Source organism: Allobosea thiooxidans (genome assembly GCF_900168195.1).
GTDB classification, from domain to species: domain Bacteria; phylum Pseudomonadota; class Alphaproteobacteria; order Rhizobiales; family Beijerinckiaceae; genus Allobosea; species Allobosea thiooxidans.
In genome coordinates this window covers 36,312-56,579 of sequence record NZ_FUYX01000003.1, presented here as the reverse complement: position 1 = coordinate 56,579, position 20,268 = coordinate 36,312, and the positions used below count along the sequence as shown (strand labels likewise).

The 20,268-nt window shown below is 69.6% G+C and carries 15 protein-coding genes and 1 tRNA gene; 9 read left to right on the top strand and 7 right to left on the bottom strand.

Annotated elements, in window-relative coordinates; all coding sequences use genetic code 11:
• Positions 1–257 precede the first annotated feature (257 nt).
• Both B5Y19_RS06165 and B5Y19_RS06160 read left to right on the top strand, forming a co-directional pair.
• The gene (locus B5Y19_RS06165; protein WP_079591245.1) at positions 258–3,068 is read left to right on the top strand and encodes an Rne/Rng family ribonuclease; all 2,811 of its coding nucleotides are present in this window, start codon (positions 258–260) and stop codon (positions 3,066–3,068) included.
• A 131-nt stretch (positions 3,069–3,199) separates the two neighbouring features.
• The gene (locus tag B5Y19_RS06160; RefSeq protein ID WP_055730331.1) at positions 3,200–3,550 is read left to right on the top strand and encodes a hypothetical protein; all 351 of its coding nucleotides are present in this window, start codon (positions 3,200–3,202) and stop codon (positions 3,548–3,550) included.
• 52 nt (positions 3,551–3,602) lie between these two features.
• Here the strand turns inward: B5Y19_RS06160 and B5Y19_RS06155 are convergent, their stop codons facing one another.
• Both B5Y19_RS06155 and B5Y19_RS06150 read right to left on the bottom strand, forming a co-directional pair.
• Entirely contained in the window at positions 3,603–5,894 is a 2,292-nt protein-coding gene (locus B5Y19_RS06155; RefSeq protein WP_055730332.1) for a mechanosensitive ion channel family protein, read from the bottom strand.
• 120 nt (positions 5,895–6,014) lie between these two features.
• Positions 6,015–7,205 (bottom strand): pyridoxal phosphate-dependent aminotransferase, encoded by a 1,191-nt coding sequence (locus B5Y19_RS06150; protein WP_079591243.1) that lies wholly within the window; start codon positions 7,203–7,205, stop codon positions 6,015–6,017.
• 181 nt (positions 7,206–7,386) lie between these two features.
• Here B5Y19_RS06150 and B5Y19_RS06145 point away from each other — a divergent pair, with 181 nt between their 5' ends.
• The 4 genes from B5Y19_RS06145 (at position 7,387) to accC (ending at position 10,718) form a co-directional block, all read left to right on the top strand.
• Positions 7,387–8,193, top strand: coding sequence for a DsbA family protein (locus tag B5Y19_RS06145; protein WP_055730333.1), 807 nt, complete (start codon positions 7,387–7,389; stop codon positions 8,191–8,193).
• A 129-nt stretch (positions 8,194–8,322) separates the two neighbouring features.
• Positions 8,323–8,778 (top strand): type II 3-dehydroquinate dehydratase, encoded by a 456-nt coding sequence (aroQ, locus tag B5Y19_RS06140; protein ID WP_055730334.1) that lies wholly within the window; start codon positions 8,323–8,325, stop codon positions 8,776–8,778.
• A gap of 72 nt (positions 8,779–8,850) precedes the next feature.
• Entirely contained in the window at positions 8,851–9,315 is a 465-nt protein-coding gene (gene accB, locus B5Y19_RS06135; protein ID WP_055730335.1) for an acetyl-CoA carboxylase biotin carboxyl carrier protein, read from the top strand.
• Positions 9,316–9,356: 41 nt separating this feature from the next.
• A complete protein-coding gene (gene accC, locus B5Y19_RS06130) occupies positions 9,357–10,718 on the top strand; it encodes an acetyl-CoA carboxylase biotin carboxylase subunit (protein ID WP_055730361.1) in 1,362 nt (453 codons plus the stop codon).
• Positions 10,719–11,032: 314 nt separating this feature from the next.
• Here accC and B5Y19_RS06125 read toward each other — a convergent pair whose 3' ends face one another.
• On the bottom strand, positions 11,033–12,145 hold the full coding sequence (locus B5Y19_RS06125; RefSeq protein WP_055730336.1) for a M20 family metallopeptidase: 1,113 nt from the start codon (positions 12,143–12,145) through the stop codon (positions 11,033–11,035).
• A 177-nt stretch (positions 12,146–12,322) separates the two neighbouring features.
• The gene (locus B5Y19_RS06120; protein ID WP_055730337.1) at positions 12,323–13,675 is read right to left on the bottom strand and encodes an amidase; all 1,353 of its coding nucleotides are present in this window, start codon (positions 13,673–13,675) and stop codon (positions 12,323–12,325) included.
• Between the two features lie 411 nt (positions 13,676–14,086).
• Between B5Y19_RS06120 and B5Y19_RS06115 the strand changes: the two genes are divergently transcribed.
• Positions 14,087–14,160 (top strand) — tRNA-Gln (locus B5Y19_RS06115).
• A gap of 221 nt (positions 14,161–14,381) precedes the next feature.
• Here the strand turns inward: B5Y19_RS06115 and glpK are convergent.
• On the bottom strand, positions 14,382–15,884 hold the full coding sequence (gene glpK / locus B5Y19_RS06110) for a glycerol kinase GlpK (RefSeq protein ID WP_055730338.1): 1,503 nt from the start codon (positions 15,882–15,884) through the stop codon (positions 14,382–14,384).
• Positions 15,885–16,098: 214 nt separating this feature from the next.
• Here glpK and B5Y19_RS06105 point away from each other — a divergent pair, with 214 nt between their 5' ends.
• Together B5Y19_RS06105 and B5Y19_RS06100 are read left to right on the top strand one after the other, a co-directional pair.
• A complete protein-coding gene (locus B5Y19_RS06105; RefSeq protein ID WP_411914144.1) occupies positions 16,099–17,256 on the top strand; it encodes a Ppx/GppA phosphatase family protein in 1,158 nt (385 codons plus the stop codon).
• 10 nt (positions 17,257–17,266) lie between these two features.
• Positions 17,267–18,025 (top strand): RlmE family RNA methyltransferase, encoded by a 759-nt coding sequence (locus B5Y19_RS06100; protein ID WP_055730339.1) that lies wholly within the window; start codon positions 17,267–17,269, stop codon positions 18,023–18,025.
• A 9-nt stretch (positions 18,026–18,034) separates the two neighbouring features.
• Here B5Y19_RS06100 and B5Y19_RS06095 read toward each other — a convergent pair whose 3' ends face one another.
• Entirely contained in the window at positions 18,035–18,655 is a 621-nt protein-coding gene (locus tag B5Y19_RS06095) for a hypothetical protein (RefSeq protein ID WP_055730340.1), read from the bottom strand.
• 36 nt (positions 18,656–18,691) lie between these two features.
• On the bottom strand, positions 18,692–20,149 hold the full coding sequence (locus tag B5Y19_RS06090) for an MFS transporter (protein ID WP_411914143.1): 1,458 nt from the start codon (positions 20,147–20,149) through the stop codon (positions 18,692–18,694).
• Positions 20,150–20,268 lie beyond the last annotated feature (119 nt).

The following is a 20,268-nucleotide window of genomic DNA, read 5'->3' as shown; positions in this document are numbered from 1 at the left end:
GCGGACGCATCGCAGGTTAGGGCAGATGACGGGGCAAACGACGCCGCTAGCACCAACGGTGAGCCGTCCGAACCTGCGGGACCGCGCCGGGCTTCTGGCCCGGACGGCTGTCCCGAATCGCCGTCCTGTCCTGATCGATCACTCCCTCCTGCAACATGCCGGCGCCTGCCGGCCAGATCGCGGCGCCCCTGCCCGCGGCGGCGGATTCCAGTCCGTAGCCGCGCGTGTCCAGGCGGCCGCGCCAATGGACGTTTCTGATGGCCAACAAAATGCTGATCGACGCCACCCACCCGGAGGAGACCCGGGTCGTGGTGGTCCGCGGGTCCCGCGTCGAGGAATTTGATTTCGAATCCGCCAGCCGCAAGCCTCTCCGCGGCAATATCTATCTCGCCAAGGTGACGCGGGTGGAGCCTTCGCTCCAGGCCGCCTTCGTGGAGTATGGCGGCAACCGCCACGGCTTCCTCGCCTTCTCCGAGATCCATCCCGACTACTACCAGATCCCGGTCGCCGACCGGCAGGCCCTGCTCGAGGACGACGCCCGGGCCGAGCGGGACGAGGAGCGCGAGGAGGAGCGGCGCGAGAAGCGCGGCCGGCGCGACCGCGGCCGCCGCGGCAATCGCGACAACCGCGCCAAGTCGGCCGCCGCCGACGAGACCGTCTCCGCCGAGGTCGAGGCGACCGGGGAGATCGCCGAGGCGCGCATCGAGACCGACGGCAAGCAAGCCGCCATGGTCAACGAGGGCGCGCCGGCCTTCGGCGAGTTCTTCGCCCCGGCCGTCGCCGAATCGACCACCGAGGATGCGGCCGAGAACGCCGCGCCGCTGACCTTCGAGACCGTCGAGGCCGCCGCCCCGGCCGAAGAGGCCGCGCCGGAAGCGTCCGAGACAGCCGATGCCGAGGTCGAGGCCCGCAAGCCCTCCGACGACGAAGGCGCGGATGAAGGCGACGACGAGAACGGCGACGAAGCCGAGGAGCAGCCCGAGCAGCTCGGCGGCGGTGACGCCCTCGACGACATGCCGGAGCGCCCGCAGCGCCATTCGCGCCGCCAGTACAAGATCCAGGAGGTGATCAAGCGCCGCCAGATCATCCTGGTCCAGGTCGTCAAGGAGGAGCGCGGCAACAAGGGCGCCGCGCTGACCACCTATCTCTCGCTCGCCGGCCGCTACTCCGTGCTGATGCCGAACACCGGCAAGGGCGGCGGCATCTCGCGCAAGATCACCAATGCCGAGGATCGCAAGCGCCTCAAGGAGATCGCCCAGGAGCTCGAGGTTCCGGAGGGGATGGGCCTGATCCTGCGCACGGCCGGCGCCTCGCGCACCAAGGTCGAGATCCGGCGCGACTACGAATACCTGATGCGGATGTGGGAGAGCGTGCGCGAGCTGACGCTGGCCTCGGTCGCGCCGTCGCTGGTCTATGAGGAGGGCAACCTCGTCAAGCGCTCGATCCGCGACCTCTACAACAAGGACATCGACGAGGTTCACGTCGCCGGCGAGGAGGCCTATCGCGAGGCCAAGGACTTCATGCGCATGCTCATGCCGAGCCATGCCAAGAGCGTGAAGCCGTATCGCGAGCAGACCCCGCTCTTCGCCGCCTATGGCGTCGAGAGCCAGCTCGACGCGATGTTCTCGAACACGGTCACGCTGCGGTCCGGCGGCTACATCGTCATCAACCAGACCGAGGCTCTGGTCGCGATCGACATCAACTCGGGCCGTTCGACCCGCGAGCACAATATCGAGGACACCGCCCTCAAGACCAATCTCGAAGCGGCGGAGGAAATCTCCCGCCAGCTGCGCCTGCGCGACCTCGCCGGCCTCATCGTGATCGATTTCATCGACATGGAGGAGAACCGGAACAACCGCGCCGTCGAGAAGAAGCTGAAGGAGTGCCTGAAGGACGACCGCGCCCGCATCCAGGTCGGCCGCATCTCCGCCTTCGGCCTGCTCGAGATGTCGCGCCAGCGCATCCGCACCGGCGTGCTCGAGAGCTCCTCGGTGCCCTGCCCGCACTGCGCCGGCGCCGGCATGATCCGCTCGACGCCGTCGGTCGCGCTGCAGATCCTGCGCGCGCTGGAGGAGACGCTGATCAAAAGCGCCTCGCACAACCTCACGGTCCGCACCCGGCCCGAGGTCGCGCTCTATGTGCTCAACCAGAAGCGCGCCCACCTGGCCGATCTCGAGACCCGCTTCAACATCGCGATCACGATCTCGACCGACGCCAACCTGATCGGCACGCGCTACTTCGAGGTCGAGCGCGGCGAGTTCGTCGGCAATGAAGGCCGCGTCGTCCCGACCAGCTTCAAGGCCGAGGCGATCGCCTCCGATGTCGATGACGAGGCGCTCGACGCCGCGGCCGAGGCCGCTGCCCTCGATGCCGAGACCGGCGACAACGAGACCACCGCCGGCGAGGCCCAGGACGAACGCGGCGAAGGCGATCGCGAGGGCGGCCGCCGCCGTCGTCGTCGTCGTCGCCGCCGGCGTGGCGGCGAGCGCGACGGTGAGGGCCAGCAGCTCGGTGCGGACCAGGGCGGCGAGGATGAAGGCGACGAGGGCGAGGAAGGCGATGACGCCGCGGAGCCCGCGGCTGTCGAGGCCGCCGCCGAAGTCGTGACCGAAGAGGCCATCACCGAAGTCGCGGCCGAGCCCGCCGCCGAGGAGGTGCCGCCCGCCGAGCCGGCGAAGCCGAAGCGCAGCCGCGCGCGCAAGCCGAAGGCCGAAGCGGCCAAGGAGACCGAGGCCAAGGCGGAGACGGCCACGGCCGAGCCCGCCACTCCCGAGGCCGCCGAGGCGGCCCCCGAGAAGCCCAAGCGCAGCCGTTCGCGCAAGAAGGTCGTGCCGATCACCGAGGGCGGCGAAGCCGCGGCGGAAGTCGCTCCGGCTCCGGCCGAGGCGCAGCCCGAAGTCCCGGCTCAGCCTGCCGAGGCGCCTGTCGCCGCAGCGGAAGAGCCCGTCGCCGCGCCGGAGCCCGCTCCCGCCCCGGCCGAGGAGCCTGTCGCCGTCGTGCTGACCCCCTCCGATCCGAGCCGCCCCAAGCGCGGCGGCTGGTGGAACCGTCTCGCCGGCCGCTCCTGAGCGCGGCCGACCTGAACTGAACGATACGGGCCCGCTGCCATCCGCAGCGGGCCTTTTTCATTGGGCCTTGGCGTTTCCCGATCGGGTCGGCATGATGTCCGGCGGACAGCCCTCGTTTCAGGGACGAGCCGATGCCGCCACGCAACCGGGAGCGCGACGTTCTTGCCGTGATCTGCGCGATCGCGCTGCTCGCCCTGGCCTATCTCGCCTGGCGGGCGGTCGGCTGGTTCGGCGTCGGGCTGCTGGGCCTCTTCGTCCTCTTCATCGCCACCCGGGTCGAGCTCGAGGGCAACCGGCCGATCGGCCCCGAGATGACGCCCGGTCTCCACGCCAGCCAATATCGGAGCGAGACCGGCTCTGGCCATGCCGATCGGGCGAGCCACGCCGCCGATCGAGGCGGCGTCGTCTCGGCCGCGCGCCTCGCCACCCTGTTCGGCGGCTCGCTGGCGGTGGCCGGGTTCGGCCTGTTCTTCCTGCTCTAGATCGCCTCGCCTGCCATCGGATGCGATAACCGCGACCGATGCGATGGCCGGCTCAGCTCGCCGCCGGCGCGAGCGGGGTCGGTGGCGGCACGGTCGCGATCGCGGCGGCAGCACCCGCCCCGGCCTGCCCTCCGCCCTCGCCGCCCCGCACCGTGACGGCGTTGGAGGCGAAGGGAACATGCGCGTCGTTCAGCGCGCGATAGACCCGCTTCAGGCATTCGCGCTGCAGCATCGAGGCCTGGTTGGGCTTCCCCGTGAACTTCAGCCGGACCACGATGGCCTGGTCGGTGATGTCGGCCACGCCCTGCATCTTGAGCGGGGCGATGAAATGCGGCCCGTATTCGGCGTCTTCCAGCAGGGCCTGCCCGACCTTCTTGATCGCCTTGCGCGCCTGCTCGATATCGGCCGAATGGTCGAGGCGGACGTTGAACTTCACCGTCGCCCAGTCGCGGCTGGCATTGGTCAGCGACTGGACCTGGCCGAAGGGCACCGTGTGGATCTGGCCGCTCTGGTGGCGCAGTTGCATCGAGCGCAGCGATATCTTCTCGACCGTGCCCTTGAGCCGGCCGGTATCGACATACTCGCCGACGCGGAAGGCATCCTCCAGCATGAAGAACACGCCCGAGACGATATCGCGCACCAGCGCCTGCGAGCCGAAGGAGATCGCGAGGCCGAGGATGCCGAAGCCGGCGAGCAGCGGCCCGATATCGACGCCGAGGCGCGAGAGCACGATCAGGATGGTGAGGCCCAGCACCGCGCCGAGCACGACGCCGCGCAGCACCGGCAGCACCGTCGCGAGGCGGCTCGGAACCCCCTGCTCATGTGGCGCATCTTCGTCGGCGGGGCCGACGACGCGCGGCCGCGGCCTGTAGCCCTCGAAGAAGGCGTGCAGGAAGACGAGCGCCACCCAGCCGACGAAGGCGAACACGGCGACGCTGGCGATCTGGCGCATGACGGCAGCGAACTGTCCGGAGCTGACGCCGAGAAGCAGCCCGGCCCAGAGCCGGGCCAGGACGAAGAAGCCCGCCGCCCAGATGATGCCGACGGCGGACGCCCGCACGGCGGCGCTGCTGGCATGCATCATCGGTGTCGCTCCGTGCTCCGCCGCGCGACGGGCCGCGCGGCAATGCAGGAGGCTGGAGACGCCGACCACGAGGATGGGGATGATCACGATCGCCACCTGGGTCAGCGCCGAGGCTTCGGCCCAGCGGCCGCCATTGGTCATCATCGCCGCCGCGCTGCTGACCATCCAGAGCACGACCGTCGTCGCGATGTAGAACCATGCCGTTCCCCCCGCGATGAGGCGCCGCAACGGCCCGGGCTCGGAGGAGCCGGACAGGACCAGCGCCGCAAGATCGTACCTCGCCTCGTGGAACCACCACACCTTGAACAGCGTGACGGCGAGGCCGGTGAGCGCGATCAGCCCCGTCACCGGGCGCGGGCCCGAGCTGACGTGATGGGCCAGCAGGATCCCGCTGACGACCAGCGGCGTCACGATGGCGTAGACGACCAGCAGCCGGAAATGATGCTCGGCGCGCGGCAGCGGCATGAGGCGCCGGTCCGGAAATCCGGGCGAAAGCAGGAAACGGCCGACCGCGATGTAGAGCGCACCGATCGCCGCGCCGTTGGTGCCGGTCGTCAAGGCGACTTGCGCGAGATCGTTCTCGGGCAACCAGGCGTTGCGCGCCACCCGCACCACGACGAGGGCGAGCAGGATCGTGGCGACGTCCTGGAGCAGCCCCCAGGAGGCGGCGATGAGCCGTGGCGTGAATTCCGGTCCCGCCGGCTGGCGCTTGCGCGCGAACCAGCGGCTCGTCGCGAACCGGAATGCGAAGGCGATGGCGAGCGCCAGGCCGATGATCCCGGGCAGACGTCCGCCGGCCGGAAGGCCGAAGCGGCCGTTCTCATTGCGCTGCCAGGACCGCCCCCAGTCCTCCGGCAACTCGGCGACCGCGGGGATCGAGGCGCCGCCATATTGGACGCCGTCGACGAAACGGTCGACGAGCTCGTTGATTTCTGCCTGGAAGCCCGCCTCGTCCGCCATTGAGATTGCGGGCATCGCCGGCTTCGCGGGCTTGGCGGCCTTGCCGTTCTTGGCCGGCTCCGGCTGCGTGTCTGCAGGGGGGGCCGCGGCGGGCACGCCGCCGACCCGGATCTCGACCTGCCGCCCCGGCGCCGACAAGGCGTCGACCATCTTGCGGATCGTCTCGGGCGTTTCATCGCCGCTCAGGTTGAGGATGATCGGCGCCTGGGTCTCGGCGCGCGCCGACCCGGCCGCGCCGAACACCGCGAGGACGATGCCGAACAGGGCCGACGAGACGACGAGCGACAGCAAGAGACGCATCGAAGCGCGCCTCGGCGCAGCCCTGCCGGCTGTTGTGACGATCATGGCCTGCCTCCCCCGCATAGCGCCCGCAGAATGCGAAGCTTCCGCAGCTTCTGGCAAGGGGCGTCAGGTCATGGCTCAGCGTTTCCTGAGCCAGGTACCCAGGCGGGACACAGCTTCCTCGCATTCGGCGAGTGAGCCGGCGAAGGACAGGCGCACGGTGCGGGCGCCGCGTCCCTCGTCGAAATCGAGCCCGGGCGTGATCGCGACCCCGGCCTCTTCGAGCGCGCTGCGGCAGAAGGCCATGGAATCGTTCGAGTACCGGCCGATGTCGAGATAGATGTAGAAGGCGCCGTCCACGGGCAGGAAATCGCCGAGCCCGATCTCCGGCAGCGCCTTGAGCAGGAAGGCGCGGTTCTGCGCATAGCCGGCCTTGATCGCCTCGCACTCCGCCGTCGCGTCGAAGGCGGCCTCGCCCGCCACCTGGCTGAGATAAGGCACCGAGATCGAGAAGTTCTGCTGCAGCCGCTCGATGGCGCGCACCAGCCGTTCCGGCACCACCAGCCAGCCGACGCGCCAGCCGGTCATGCAGTAATATTTCGAGAAGGAGTTGACGATGATCGCGTCCGGATCGGCCGCGAGCGCCGTCGTCGCCGGGGTGTCGTAGGTCAGGCCGTGATAGATCTCGTCCGAGATGTACCAGAGCCCGAGCTTGCGGCAGCAGGCCGCGACCTCGGCGATCGCATCGGGCGTCATCACCACGCCGGTCGGGTTGGCCGGGCTCATCGTCAGCACGCCGGCGAGCGGCTTCTCGCGATGGGCGCGCTCGATCAGCTCCGGCGTCAGGGCGAAGCGCGTCTCGGGGCCGACCTCGATCGCCACCGGCTCCAGCCCCAGCGCGATCAGGATGTTGCGATAGGCCGGATAGCCCGGCGCCGTGATCGCGACGCGGTCACCCGGCTGGAAGCAGGCGAGGAAGGTCAGGATGAAGCCGCCCGACGAGCCTGTCGTCACCACGACGCGCTCCGCCGCCACCTCGACGCCATAAGCCTGTGCGTAATGGCGCGCGATGCGAGCCCTGAGCGAATCCGTGCCGAGCGCCTGCGTGTATCCGATGCGCCCGTCCTCCAGCGCCCGCGCGGTCGCGGCGCGGATCGAGGCCGGCGTCGGCGCCGAGGGCTGGCCGACCTCCATATGCACGACCGAGCCGCCGCGGCGTTCGATCGCGGCCGCCTGGTTCATCACGTCCATGACGATGAAGGGGGCGACGCGCTCGGCGCGGGCGGCGAGCGCTGGCAATTTGGCAGGCGAAAACGGGGGCTTCTGCATCGGCTCGTCCGGTTTCTCGAAAGGCCGGGCCGGCGTAGCCGAGCCGGCGCCGCCCCGCAACCGCCGCCCCGCTGGCAGAGCTGTGATTTGACCTGCGGGCGGCGAGGACACACAAGCTCGCGCAGAAGCGCTTCGTTCCGCCGGCGGAGTTTCCGCTCGGCGGCTTTGAAAGGACCATGAAATGGCTTTCCGCACCCTCACCAGCCTGGCGCGCGCTTGCCTGCGGCCTGCCGGCCTCGCGCTCGGCCTCTGGCTCGCGGCCTCCTCCGCGCCCGTGATGGCGCAGGGCCAGCCGCTCTCGCCCGAGCAGCGTAAGGCGGTGACCGATCTGATCCGCGAGACGCTCTTCAAGAATCCCGAGATCATCCAGGATGCCCTGATCGAGCTCGAGCGCCGCAACACCGTCGCCCAGGCCGAGGCACAGCGCAACGCCGTCGCCGCCGACAAGGCGCGGATCACCGACCCGGCGACCTCCGTCATCATCGGCAATCCGGAGGGCGACATCACCCTCGTCGAGTTCATGGATTACAATTGCGGCTTCTGCAAAAGGGCGATGGAGGACGTCACCGCCCTGGCCAAGGCCGATCCCAAGCTGCGCGTCGTGCTGAAGGATTTCCCGATCCTCGGCCCTGATTCGGTCGAGGCGAGCCGCGTCGCCGTGGCGGCCAAGAACCAGCTCCAGGGCCAGAAGTACTTCGATTTCCACAACAAGCTGATGTCCGTGAAGGGCAAGGTGAATGCCGCCAAGGCGCTGGAAGTCGCCAAGGAGGCCGGCGCCGACGTCGCCCAGCTCAAGAAGGATATGGAGGCGCCCGCCACCAAGGCCGCGATCGAGGACACCGTCGCTCTCGGCGATCGCCTCGGCCTCACCGGCACGCCGGCCTTCATCCTCGGCGACGAGATCGTCTTCGGCGCCATCGGCCAGGCGGCCCTCAAGCAGAAAATCGACTCGGTGCGCCGCTGCGGCAAGACCGAGTGCGCCGGCTGATCGCGCTCAAGGCGCCTGCCGCCGGCATCGCCGGGCCGGCAGGCGCCGTACAGGCTTCCCCTGCCGGCCCGCAACGTTTATGAGGGCGGCTTCTGCCGCCTGCGCGCGGCGCCGGAATCAACACCCTCCATGGTCGCCGTCCACGTCCTGAACGGACCTAACCTCAACCTGCTCGGCACCCGCGAACCGGGAACCTATGGCGCGGTCACGCTGGCTGGCGTCGAGGAAAGGCTGCAGCGCAGGGCCGAGGCCGCGGGCGTCGACCTTGTCTTCCGCCAGACCAATTTCGAGGGCGAGCTCGTCACCTTCATCCAGGAGGCGGGAATCGCCGGCGCCGGCGTCGTCATCAATGCCGGCGCCTATACCCACACCTCGGTGGCGCTGCGCGACGCGATCAAGGGCGTCGATGCGCTGGCGATCGAGGTTCATATCTCGAATGTGCATGCGCGCGAGGAATTCCGGCACCATTCCTATATGGCGCCGGTCTGCGTCGGCGTGATCTGCGGCTTCGGCGTCGCCAGCTACGAGCTGGCCTTCGACGCCATCGTGCCGCTGCTGGAAAAGCGGGCGGCGAAAGCTGCCTGAACCCGAACGAACGGGCCGGTGGCCTCTGCGGCCGGCCCATCCGAGAATCCTAAGAAGACGGTGACACCCGCCATGGCGACCAAGAGCCCGATCGATCCCGAACTTGTCCGCGAGCTCGCCGAGCTTCTGAACCAGACCGATCTCACCGAGATCGAGGTCGAGAAGGGTGATCTGCGCGTCCGCGTCGCCCGCAGCCTCACCGCGACCGTCCAGGTCCCGGCCGCCGCGCCTCTCGCCGTTGCCGCCGCTCCGGCCCCGGTTGCGGCCGCCGCCCCGGCCGAGAGCAAGCCGACCGCCGCCCATCCCGGCGCGGTCACCTCGCCGATGGTCGGCACCGCCTATCGCCGCCCCTCGCCCGAGGCCAAGCCCTTCGTCGAGATCGGCAGCGTCGTGAAGCAGGGCGAGCGCATCCTGCTCGTCGAGGCGATGAAGACCTTCAACGACATCGTCGCCCCCCGCGCCGGCAAGGTCACGGCCATCCTGGTCGAGGATGGCCAGCCGGTCGAATACGGTGAGCCGCTGCTGGTGATCGAGTGAGCGCGGCGCCGCGCACCGCCGGGCCGGATTTGGATTTCAAGATGTTCGACAAGATCCTGATCGCCAACCGTGGAGAGATCGCGCTGCGCGTGCTGCGCGCCGCCAAGGAGCTCGGCATCGCCACCGTCGCGGTCCATTCCACCGCGGACGCCAATGCGATGCATGTGCGCCTGGCCGACGAGAGCGTCTGCATCGGCCCGCCGCCGGCACGCGAGAGCTATCTCAATATCCCGGCCCTGATCGCCGCCTGCGAGATCACCGGGGCCGATGCGGTCCATCCCGGCTACGGCTTCCTCTCCGAGAACGCCCGCTTCGCCGAGATCCTGGAGCGGCACAACATCGCCTTCATCGGCCCCAAGGCCGAGCATATCCGCTCGATGGGCGACAAGATCGAGGCCAAGCGCACGGCGAAGCGCCTCGGCATCCCGTGCGTGCCCGGCTCCGAGGGCGGTGTCAGCGACGAAGCCGAGGCCCTGAAGATCATCCGGGAGATCGGCTTCCCGGTCATCATCAAGGCGGCCTCCGGCGGCGGCGGCAAGGGCATGAAGGTCGTACGGAACGAGGAGGAGCTTCCCGTCCTGCTCGCCACGGCCCGCAGCGAGGCCAAGGCCAATTTCGGCGATGACGCGGTCTATATCGAGAAATATCTCGAGAAGCCCCGCCATATCGAGATCCAGGTGCTCGGCGACGGCCGCGGCCATGCGATCCATCTCGGCGAGCGCGACTGCTCGCTGCAGCGCCGCCACCAGAAGGTCTGGGAAGAAGGCCCCTCGCCCGCCCTCAATGCCGGCGAGCGCGACCGGATCGGCGAGATCTGCGCCAAGGCGATGTGCGAGCTGCAATATCGCGGCGCCGGCACCATCGAGTTCCTCTACGAGGACGGCGAGTTCTACTTCATCGAAATGAACACCCGCATCCAGGTCGAGCATCCGGTTACCGAGATGATCACCGGCATCGACCTCGTCAACGAGCAGATTCGTATCGCGGCCGGCGCGCCGCTCTCGCTCAAGCAGTCGGACATCGTCATCGAGGGCCATGCCATCGAGTGCCGGGTGAATGCCGAGCATCCGGCGAATTTCCGCCCCTCGCCCGGCAAGATCGCCTCGTTCCATACGCCGGGCGGCCTCGGCGTGCGCGTCGATTCCGCCGCCTATCAGGGCTACACGATCCCGCCGCATTACGACTCGCTCGTCGGCAAGCTGATCGTCCATGGCCGCAACCGCGACGAATGCCTGATGCGCCTGCGCCGCTCGCTCGACGAGTTCGTCGTCGACGGCGTCGACACCACGCTGCCGCTGTTCCGCACGCTGGTCCGCAACCCGGACATCCTCAACGGCGACTACAACATCCACTGGCTCGAGAAATTCCTCGCCGCCGGTGGCATGGGCGAACCGCAGGCCTGAACGCGCCCGGCAGCGCCCGAAACGACAAAGCCCCCCGCGATCGCGAGGGGCTTTTTTTATTTCGGCACCTGGAGCCGATCCCGACCAGATCGAACCGCGCGAACCGTCTTGCGAGGCACGAAGCGACGAAGCAATCCAGGGGCGTAGAGCTGAATGTCTCACCCAGTCCGCTGGATTGCTTCGCAGCGCTCGCAATGACGGGTCGAACTGATCAAAAATGCTCCGGACTGAAATCCGCGGATCGTCCCGGGTTTCCCTGCGGTCGCCCGGGATGACCCGCGTTTCTCTTGCCAGGCCGTACCGCCCGGCAGCGCTCAGACCGTTTCCAGCAGCCCCTTGATCAGCGCCTGGCGCGGCGCGATCGAGGAGATCAGCGCATATTCCTGCAGCGTATGCGCGCCGTCGCCGTCGATGCCGAGGCCGTCGAGCGTCGGCACGCCGAGCGCCGCGGTGAAGTTGCCGTCGGAGCCGCCGCCCGTCATCGGGCAGTCCTGCAGGTCGAGGCCGATGCCGGCGGCGACCTTCTGCGCCTTCCCGAACAGCTCCGCCACCATCGCCGATTTCTCGTAGGGCGGGCGGTTCATGCCGCCGGTGATGCGCAGCTGCACGTCCGGATCATGCGCCTTGAGGCTGAGGATGCGATTCTCCATCATCGCGCCGTCGGCCAACGTGGTGACCCGGCAATCGACGCTGAACCAGGCATGCTGCGGGATGACGTTCGCCGCCGTGCCGCCGCCGACGAGCGCGACGCTCGTGGTGATGCCGCGCGCATAGTCGGTCATGCCCTCGATCGCGAGGATCTGGTGGGCCGCCTCGCGGATGGCGCTGCGCCCGTCGGCATGGCGCGAGCCGGCATGGGCCGGCCGGCCTTCGAGCCGGACATCGAAGCGGCCGACGCCCTTGCGGGCCGTGACGATCTTGCCACCGAGCCGCGCCGGCTCGGTGACAAGCACAGCCGCCGAGCTCCGGCCGATCTCCTCGATCAGCTTGCGGCTGGTCGGCGAGCCGATCTCCTCGTCCGGCGTGAACAGGAAGACCATCGGCCGCTTGGCCGTGCCGGCGGCGGCGACCTGCTTGAAGGCCTGCAGCGCGAGCCAGGCGCCACCCTTCATGTCGTAGACGCCCGGGCCGTAGAGCCGATCGCCCTCGATCCGGACCGGCAGCTCCTTGGCGCTGGTGCCGACCGGGTGCACCGTGTCGAGATGCGACATCACGGCGACGGCCGGCTGGCCGTTGTCGAGGCCGGCGCGCAGCATGACCATGTCGCCGAGCCCGTCACGGCCGGGGATGCGCTCGACCGCGATCGGCAGCCCCGCGACATCCTTCTGGACGAGATCCATCATGCCGTTCAGCCCGGCCGGGTGGTTCGTGGGGCTCTCGAGCGCAACCCAGACTGAGAGTGCGGCGGCGGCTTCGTTCTGATTCATGTGACGATGTTCTCCGATGAAATCCCTGGCGCGCGAGGCGCCCTCCATGCGCTGGGCACGGGCCGGCGGAGCGCATGGTGGCTCCCCGGCGTGCCGTCCGAGTGCGGAAGACGCACCGCGATTTTCAGTCCCATGCCCAGGGACCAGCCCCCCGGACACTCCGGTTGCGCAGCGCGCTCAGTCCTTGCCCGCGAGGGCGGCTTCCGCCGCGGCCGCGATCGCGAACAGGGCTGCGTCGCCGCCTCCGCTCCTCGACAGCATCAGCGCGGCAGGCGCCTCGCCCGGCCGGTGCATCGGCAGCGAGATCGAGCAGCCATCCATCATGTTGATCAGCGTGGGATTGCGCAGCATCAGCAGGTTTGTGCGGGTGAAGGCCTCGTCGTCCTCGGCGAGCTCGGCGATGGTCGGCGCGATCGTCGGCACGGTCGGCATCGCCAGCACGTCGAAGGCCGCGACCTCCTCCTGCATCGCCGCGACGAAGGCGGCCCGCGCCTGCAGCAGCTCGATATAGTCGGCGCAGTCCTGGTTGCGGCCGCGCAGGATGCGTGTCCGGACGCGGGGGTCGTAGCCCTCGCCCTTCGCCTCGACCAGCGCCCGGTGATGCGCATAGGCCTCCGCCGCGGCGAACCCGCCCTTGGCGTTGATCCGGGCGACTTCGGCAAAGCGCTCGAGCGGCGTGTCGATCACCTTGGCGCCGGCCTTCGCCAGCCGCTCCAGCGCGCGGTCGAAGCTCGCCGCGACATGCACGTCGAGCCCGTCGAGCGCCACCGTCTGCGGCACGGCGATGCGCAGCCCCGCAAGGCTGGTCGGCACCTCTTTCGACAGCGCGGCCCCGCTCATGATCTCGTGCAGCGCCCGGCAGCAGGAGACGCTGTTGGCGAGCGGCCCGATCGAGTCGAGCGACTGCGACAGCGGGAAGACGCCTTCGCGCGGAACGCTCGCAGCCGTCGGCTTATAGCCGACGATCCCGCAGAACGCCGCCGGGATGCGGCAGGAGCCGCCTGTATCCGAGCCGATTCCGGCAAAGGCCATGCCGTCGGCGACCGAGACGGCGGCGCCCGAGGAGGAGCCGCCGGGAATCCGGCGGGCGGCGCGGTCATAGGGCGAGGCCGGCGTGCCGTAATGCGGATTGAGGCCGAGGCCGGAGAAGGCGAACTCGGTCATGTTGGTCCGGCCGATCACGACGAAGCCGGCAGCGCGCAGCCTTGCGATCGCCGGCGCGTCGCGCAGCGCCGGCGGCGCATCGGCCAGCACCGTCGAACCGGCCGTCGTCGGCTCGCCGGCGAGGTCGAACAGGTCCTTCACCGAGATCGGAATGCCGGCGAGGGGCGACGGTGCAAGCCCGGCAGCCCTCAGCCGGTCCATCGCCTCCGCGGCGGCCAGCGCCGACTCGCGATGGACCTTGACGAAGGCCAGCCGGCCCTCGCCTTCCGGCGCGTCGATCCGTGCGAGCGCCTCGCGCGTCAGGGCCAGCGAGCTCGTCCGTCCGGAAGCGAGATCCTCGGCGAGGGCGGACAATGTGCGAGCCATGGGCGTAGCGGACCGAATCGGAGGCAGGAAAACCGGGACGCGGCAACGACGCCCGGCACGAGCCGCCATCTTTGGCATGCCGCAGTCGAAGCGCCTAGAGGCGCGGCCAAAGCCCCGACCTGCGCGCGGCGTCCGGAGCGCTGGCGCTCGCCCCTGCCGGCCAGATCCCGGCTTCCCGGCCCGGGCGCCCTGCCCGTGCTCGTCGTCCCCGCAAGGCGAAGGGAGAGATGGGGAGGCGCATCCAGCCGCCACTACCTTCCCGGTGCCGCTTCTGCGGAAGAGCGGAGCCTTCCCGGCAAGGCGTCGCCCTGCCCGGAATTCTGTGTCGGCGGAGAATTCTGCTCTTGCCAAGCCGGACCGCATTGATTAGACCCCGGCTCACCAACGCGGCGCCCCGAGCGCCCACGTCGTTGGGGGATCGTCTAACGGTAGGACCCCAGACTCTGACTCTGGTTGTCTAGGTTCGAATCCTAGTCCCCCAGCCACTTTGCGGTGGCCGCTTATCCCTCCCTGTTCTCCCGGAAGATCGAATAGCCCCAGCTGAAGCGCGGCGGTGTCTCTACTCGCGCCTGCCGCGCGTTTCCGGTGGCTTCCGACGGACGCCTGGTCGAGCGGCCGGCGCCCCAGCCGCTCGCGCGATCGATCCGACGAGCGGCCGCACGACCCGGCACGGCGACGAAGGATCGCTGCGCCGCCCGGCCGGCTTCTAGCCGGCGCTCAGCGTCCGCCGCACGCTGTCGCGCCAGCCGGCCACCTTGCGCTCGCGCTGGCTGGCCGGCATCGCCGGCGAGAAGCGCCGCTCCAGCCGCCACTGGTCGGCGAAGCGCTCCGGCTCCGGCAGCAGCCCGGCATCGAGCCCGGCGAGATAGGCGGCGCCCAGCGCCGTCGTTTCCAGCACGGTCGGCCGGTCCACCGGCAGGTCGAGAATGTCGGCCAGCCGCTGCATCGTCCAGTCGGAGGCGACCATGCCGCCATCGACGCGCAGCACCGCGCGCCCACCCTGCCCGCCTTCCGGCCAGTCGGCCCGCATCGCCTCGATCAGGTCGAGCGTCTGGTAGCAGACGCTCTCAAGGGCTGCCCGGGCGAATTCGCGCGGGCCGCTGTTGCGGGTCAGGCCGAACATCGCGCCGCGGGCATGGGCGTCCCAATGCGGCGCACCGAGCCCGACGAAGGCCGGCACCAGATAGACGTGCTGCTCCGGGTCGGCCGCTTCCGCCAGCGGCCCGGTCTCGCTCGCCTTCTCGATGATGCCGAGCCCGTCGCGCAGCCATTGCACCGCCGCCCCGGCGATGAAGATCGAGCCCTCGAGCGCATAGGTCCTCCGGCCGCCGAGTTGATAGGCGATGGTGCTGAGCAGCCGGTGCTTCGAGCGGACCGGCCTGTCGCCGGTGTTGAGCAGGGCGAAGCAGCCGGTGCCATAGGTCGATTTCACCATGCCGGGCGTGAAGCAGGCCTGCCCGATCGTCGCCGCCTGCTGGTCGCCGGCGATGCCGCGCACCGGAATCGGCGCTCCGAACAGCTCCGGAGCGGTATCCCCGAAATGCGTCGCGCAGTCGCGCACCTCCGGCAGTAGGGTCGCGGGGATGCCGAAGAGCGCGAGGAGATCGGCATCCCAGACGCCGCGGCCGATGTCGAACAGCATGGTCCGCGCCGCATTGGTCGCGTCGGTGGCGTGAACGGCGCCGCCCGTGAGCCGCCAGAGCAGGAAGGAATCGACGGTGCCGAAGGCGAGCTCGCCCGCTTCCGCGCGCCGCCTGGCGCCGGGAACATTGTCGAGCAGCCAGGCGATCTTGGTCGCCGAGAAATAGGGGTCGATGCGCAGGCCGGTCCGCTCGGCCACCAGCTCCTCATGGCCGGCGGCAACGAGATTCGCGCAGGCCTGGGCCGTGCGCCGGTCCTGCCAGACGATGGCCCGGTGAATCGCCCGGCCCGTCCGGCGGTCCCAGATCAGCGTGGTCTCGCGCTGGTTGGTGATTCCGATGCCGGCGATGTCGCTGGCAGCGAGGCCCGCCTGCGCGATGGCCTGGCGCGCGGTCGCCAGCACGCTCTCCCAGATGTCCTCGGGCTCGTGCTCGACCCAGCCGGAGGCCGGGAAGTGCTGCGGGAATTCCTGCTGCGCACTGGCCGAAACCGCGAGCGACGCATCGAACACGATGGACCGCGACGAGGTCGTGCCCTGGTCGATGGCGAGGATGTGTCTGGCGGCCATGTCGATTCCCTGCCCTGTCCGTCTTGGCCGGATGCCGGCCACCGGACACTGGCCGATGAGCCGGCGCCCGCGCAAGGGCGCCGAAACGCTGGCGCCGACCGGCCGCGCAGGCGCGATGGTTCCCGCCTGGCAAGGTTCCGCTTGGCATGGCGCTTGCGCTGTAGTTAGCTTCACGGCGAAGCAATTGGCCGCGACATGCGGCCCCGTCCGGGCGATGCGCCGGACCGGTCAGGGGATTGGGAAAACGGTGGCGGTCGAGGACCGGCAGCAACGGGACGCCACGCATGTGGCGCCGCCGCATAGGCACAACGCCGATCCTCAGCGGAACGGCGCGGTTGTGGTCGCGGTTGCCGCCTCCGCCAAGATTCGGGGCCCGGCCCCGCCGGCACCGCGGCCCATGGTGACCTATGCGGCACTCGATCTCGGCACCAACAACTGCCGTCTCCTGATCGCGCGCCCGGCGCAGCACGGCTTCCGCGTCGTCGACGCCTTTTCGCGCATCGTCCGCCTGGGCGAAGGGCTGGCGGCGAGCAGCCGGCTCGCCGACGCGGCCATGGACCGGGCCGTCGAGGCGCTGAAGATCTGCCGCGGCAAGATGGCGAATCGCGGCGTCACCCGCGCCCGCCTGGTCACCACCGAAGCCTGCCGGGCCGCGACCAACGGGCTCGAGTTCATCCGGCGGGTCGCGGCCGAGGCCGAATTATCGCTCGAGATCATCGACCAGCGCACCGAGGCGGCGCTCGCCGTCTCCGGCTGCGCGGCGCTGACCGACCCTGCAGCCGAGAGCGTCATCGTCTTCGACATCGGCGGCGGCTCGACCGAGATCGTCTGGCTCGGCGGGCGCAGCGAGGCGCGCGACCCCGCCGCCCGCATCCGCGAATGGGCCTCGCTGCCGATCGGCGTGGTGACCGTGGCGGAGCGCTATGGCGGCGTCGAGGTCAGCCGCGAGCTCTTCGAGCGTATGGTCGAGGATTGCGCGCAGACCCTTGAACCCTTTGTGAAAAAGGCCGCGGCTGCGCGCCATGCCAAGGGCTTCCATCTGCTCGGCACCTCCGGCACGGTGACGACCGTCGCCGGCATCCATCTCGACCTGCCGCGCTACGACCGGCGCGAGGTCGACGGGCTGTGGATGCATCAGCGCGATGTGGGCGCGGTCATCGACCGGCTGATCGATATGGACTATGCCGCCCGCGCGGCGAATGCCTGCATCGGCCGCGAGCGCGCGGATCTGGTGCTGGCCGGCTGCGCGATCTTCGAGGCGATCCATCGGGCCTTCCCGAGCGAGCGCGTCCGCATTGCCGATCGCGGGCTGCGCGAAGGCATCCTGCTGCGCATGATGCATGAGGACCGCGCCTGGTGGCGGCGGAAATAGGTTTGAGTCCATGACGACCGGAAAATCGGGTGGCAAGGCGGGCGGCAAGGCCTCCGCAGGCGCGCGCGACATGCGCGTCAAGGTCAAGAAGGCCGGCAAGCTCAAGCATTCCTCGCAGCTCTGGCTCGAGCGCCAGCTCAACGACCCCTATGTGAAGCGGGCCAAGGAGCAGGGCTATCGCTCGCGCGCCGCCTTCAAGCTCGTGGAGATGGACGATCGCTACAAGTTCCTGAAGCCCGCGCAGCGTCTTGTCGATCTCGGCTGCGCGCCCGGCGGCTGGTGCCAGGTCGCGGCCAAGCGCATCGGGCTCGAACAGGGCAAGGGACGCATCGTCGGCATCGACCTGCTGCCGGTCGATCCCATCCCGGGCGTGGACCTGATCCAGCTCGACTTCATGGCCGAGGAGGCGCCTGCCCTGCTGACCGAGCGCCTCGGCGGGCGGGCCGACGGCGTGATGTCGGACATGGCCGCCAACACCACCGGCCACAAGAAGACCGACCACCTCAAGATCATCGCGCTCGCGGAAGCGGCGCTGGAATTCGCGCATGACGTGCTGGCGCCGGGCGGCTTCTTCCTCGCCAAGCTCTTCCAGGGCGGCGACAGCGCCGAGCTGCTGGCCGGGCTGAAGCGCGACTTCACCACGGTGCGCAACGTCAAGCCGGCGGCGAGCCGCGCCGATTCCTCCGAGCTCTATGTGCTCGCGACCGGCTATCGCCGCGCCGCGCGCGAGGCCGAAGGCCGGGACGCCGAGCAGATGGGCGACGCCTGAGGCGTCCGGTCATTCCGGAAGGACGTCCCGTGGCGGCCGGCGCGGGTCGTAGGTCCCGGGCGCCGAACGGGCGACCGAGATCCACATCCAGGCCCCGAATCCCCCGAGGACGAAGAGCGGCACCGCCACTTCGAGGAAACCGACCCTGCCGCTGAGCCCGATCGAGAGGGCAAACAGCGCGGCGCCGCCGAAAATGACGGTGGCAAGGAGCACGAACCCGATCAGGAAGCGGTGGCGCCCCTCCGGGATGCCGCGTCGGAACGCGACATGGCCCTGCCCTCCCGCGAGGAGGCGGCGGTGCAGATCTTCGACGAAGGCGACGAAGCTCCTGTCGCGCTCGGGCTCGTCCACCCCCCAGGCCCCGCTCGAATGGACGATCAGCGGCAGCCCGGCGGCGAATGTCAGCTCGGCCAGCGCTTCCCAGCGCGAGCGCCGGCCGCCGGTCACCGCCTGCAGGCGCACGCCGCGCAGATCGGCGAAACGCCGGAGGCCCGAACGGCCATCGAGTTCGTAGGCAATGCCCTCGTCGCTGAGGGTCAGCTCGGTCTCGCCCTGCTTGAACCGAACGCCGCCCGCGTCTGCGCGGAGCCTGTAACGGGTCGCTGATCCGGGACCGGGCGCCGCCTGCATGGCCTGACCTTGCGGCAGGCGCCCCGCCGCAGCAAGCTATTCCAGCGGCTTCTGATCAGCGAGCGCCTCGGCGGTGGCCTTGCGCGCGCTCACCGGCACATGGCCCGAAACCTCGGCGCCGGCATCGGGAGCGAGCTGCGCCATCCACAGCGCCGAGGAGGCCGAGATCAGCCCGACCAGGGCGAAGGCTGGCCAGAAATCCCCCGCAGACAACGCCTTGCCGCCGTGGAACGCGTTCACGCTCTCCAGCGCGAAGGCGCCGATCGTGACGCCCATGCTGAGCGAGAGCTGCTGCGCGACGCTCGACAGGCTCGTCGCGCTCGACATCTCGCGATTGGAGACGTCGGCATAGCTCAGCGCGTTGATGCCGGTGAACTGGAGCGAGCGGAAGCAGCCGCCGACCAGCAACACGGACAGCATGATCGCGTGCGGCGTCGCCGGGGTGAACAGGCCCGATGCGGCGAGAAAGGCGGCGCCGATCACCGCATTGACGGTCAGCACGCGCCGGAAGCCGTAGCGCGCCAGGATGGTCTTGGCGAGGGTCTTCATGATCAGGGCGCCGGCGGCCGAGACGAAGGTGATCAGCCCGGATTGCAGCGCGTCCAGCCCGAAGCCGAGCTGCAGCATCAGCGGCAGCAGGAACGGGATCGCGCCGATGCCGGTGCGGAAGATCGAGCCGCCGATCACGCCGGTGCGGAAGGTCGGGATCCGGAACAGCGACAGGTTGAGCACCGGGTAGGGAATGCGCCTTGCGTGGAACCAGTAGACGACGAGCGCTGCCGCACCGGCCAGCACGCAGCCATAGGAGATGTATTCCGGCACCAGATGCCGCCCGCCCGTCGCGAGCCCCAGCATCAGCGCGGCGAAGCCGAAGGAGGACAGGATGAAGCCCTTGACGTCGAGCGGCGCGACGTCCTCCTCGCGGATATCCTCGAAGAACAGGCTCGACAGCACGATGCCGATGAGCCCGATCGGGATGTTGATGAAGAAGATCCAGCGCCAGTCGAAATAGGTGGTGATGAAGCCGCCGAGCGGCGGCCCGACCACGGGGCCGACCAGGGCTGGAATCGTCAGATAGGCGAGCGCGCCGACGATCTCGGACTTGCTGACGCTGCGCAGGATGACGAGGCGGCCGACCGGCACCATCATCGCCCCGCCCATGCCCTGGACGAAGCGCGCGCCGACGAAGGCTCCCAGCGAGCTCGAGATCGCGCACAGGATCGAGCCGAGCATGAACACGCACAGCGCCGAGCGGAAGATCGTGCGCGCGCCGAAACGGTCGGCCATCCAGCCCGAGATCGGGATGAAGACAGCGAGGCTGACGAGATAGGAGGTCAAGGCGAGCTTGAGCGCGATCGGGTCCTCGCCGAGCGACTTCGCGATCACCGGCAGCGAGGTCGCGATCACGGTCGAGTCGGTGTTCTCCATGAACAGCGCGCAGGCGACGATCAGGGGCAGGAGTTTGGCGCGCTGCAAGGCTTCGACCTTCCGCATGGACCGAGCGGGCCGCGACATCGTCGCGAGGGGCTTCGTTTAGCCGGCCGGAGCAGACCTGACGAGAGCCCGAAGGCCGGGTTTGGCACGCGAATCCGCGAGCGGCGCGCGGTTCGGCC

What these genes read in the sequence shown, in the direction of transcription:
- B5Y19_RS06155 (WP_055730332.1), bottom strand. Translation starts at nt 5,894, where the DNA reads ATGCGTCTCTTGCTGTCGCTCGTCGTCTCGTCGGCCCTGTTCGGCATC.
- accC (WP_055730361.1), top strand. Translation starts at nt 9,357, where the DNA reads ATGTTCGACAAGATCCTGATCGCCAACCGTGGAGAGATCGCGCTGCGC.
- B5Y19_RS06165 (WP_079591245.1), top strand. Translation starts at nt 258, where the DNA reads ATGGCCAACAAAATGCTGATCGACGCCACCCACCCGGAGGAGACCCGG.
- accB (WP_055730335.1), top strand. Translation starts at nt 8,851, where the DNA reads ATGGCGACCAAGAGCCCGATCGATCCCGAACTTGTCCGCGAGCTCGCC.
- B5Y19_RS06105 (WP_411914144.1), top strand. Translation starts at nt 16,099, where the DNA reads ATGCGCCGGACCGGTCAGGGGATTGGGAAAACGGTGGCGGTCGAGGAC.
- B5Y19_RS06100 (WP_055730339.1), top strand. Translation starts at nt 17,267, where the DNA reads ATGACGACCGGAAAATCGGGTGGCAAGGCGGGCGGCAAGGCCTCCGCA.
- glpK (WP_055730338.1), bottom strand. Translation starts at nt 15,884, where the DNA reads ATGGCCGCCAGACACATCCTCGCCATCGACCAGGGCACGACCTCGTCG.
- B5Y19_RS06120 (WP_055730337.1), bottom strand. Translation starts at nt 13,675, where the DNA reads ATGGCTCGCACATTGTCCGCCCTCGCCGAGGATCTCGCTTCCGGACGG.
- B5Y19_RS06150 (WP_079591243.1), bottom strand. Translation starts at nt 7,205, where the DNA reads ATGCAGAAGCCCCCGTTTTCGCCTGCCAAATTGCCAGCGCTCGCCGCC.
- aroQ (WP_055730334.1), top strand. Translation starts at nt 8,323, where the DNA reads ATGGTCGCCGTCCACGTCCTGAACGGACCTAACCTCAACCTGCTCGGC.
- B5Y19_RS06145 (WP_055730333.1), top strand. Translation starts at nt 7,387, where the DNA reads ATGGCTTTCCGCACCCTCACCAGCCTGGCGCGCGCTTGCCTGCGGCCT.
- B5Y19_RS06095 (WP_055730340.1), bottom strand. Translation starts at nt 18,655, where the DNA reads ATGCAGGCGGCGCCCGGTCCCGGATCAGCGACCCGTTACAGGCTCCGC.
- B5Y19_RS06125 (WP_055730336.1), bottom strand. Translation starts at nt 12,145, where the DNA reads ATGAATCAGAACGAAGCCGCCGCCGCACTCTCAGTCTGGGTTGCGCTC.
- B5Y19_RS06090 (WP_411914143.1), bottom strand. Translation starts at nt 20,149, where the DNA reads ATGCGGAAGGTCGAAGCCTTGCAGCGCGCCAAACTCCTGCCCCTGATC.
- B5Y19_RS06160 (WP_055730331.1), top strand. Translation starts at nt 3,200, where the DNA reads ATGCCGCCACGCAACCGGGAGCGCGACGTTCTTGCCGTGATCTGCGCG.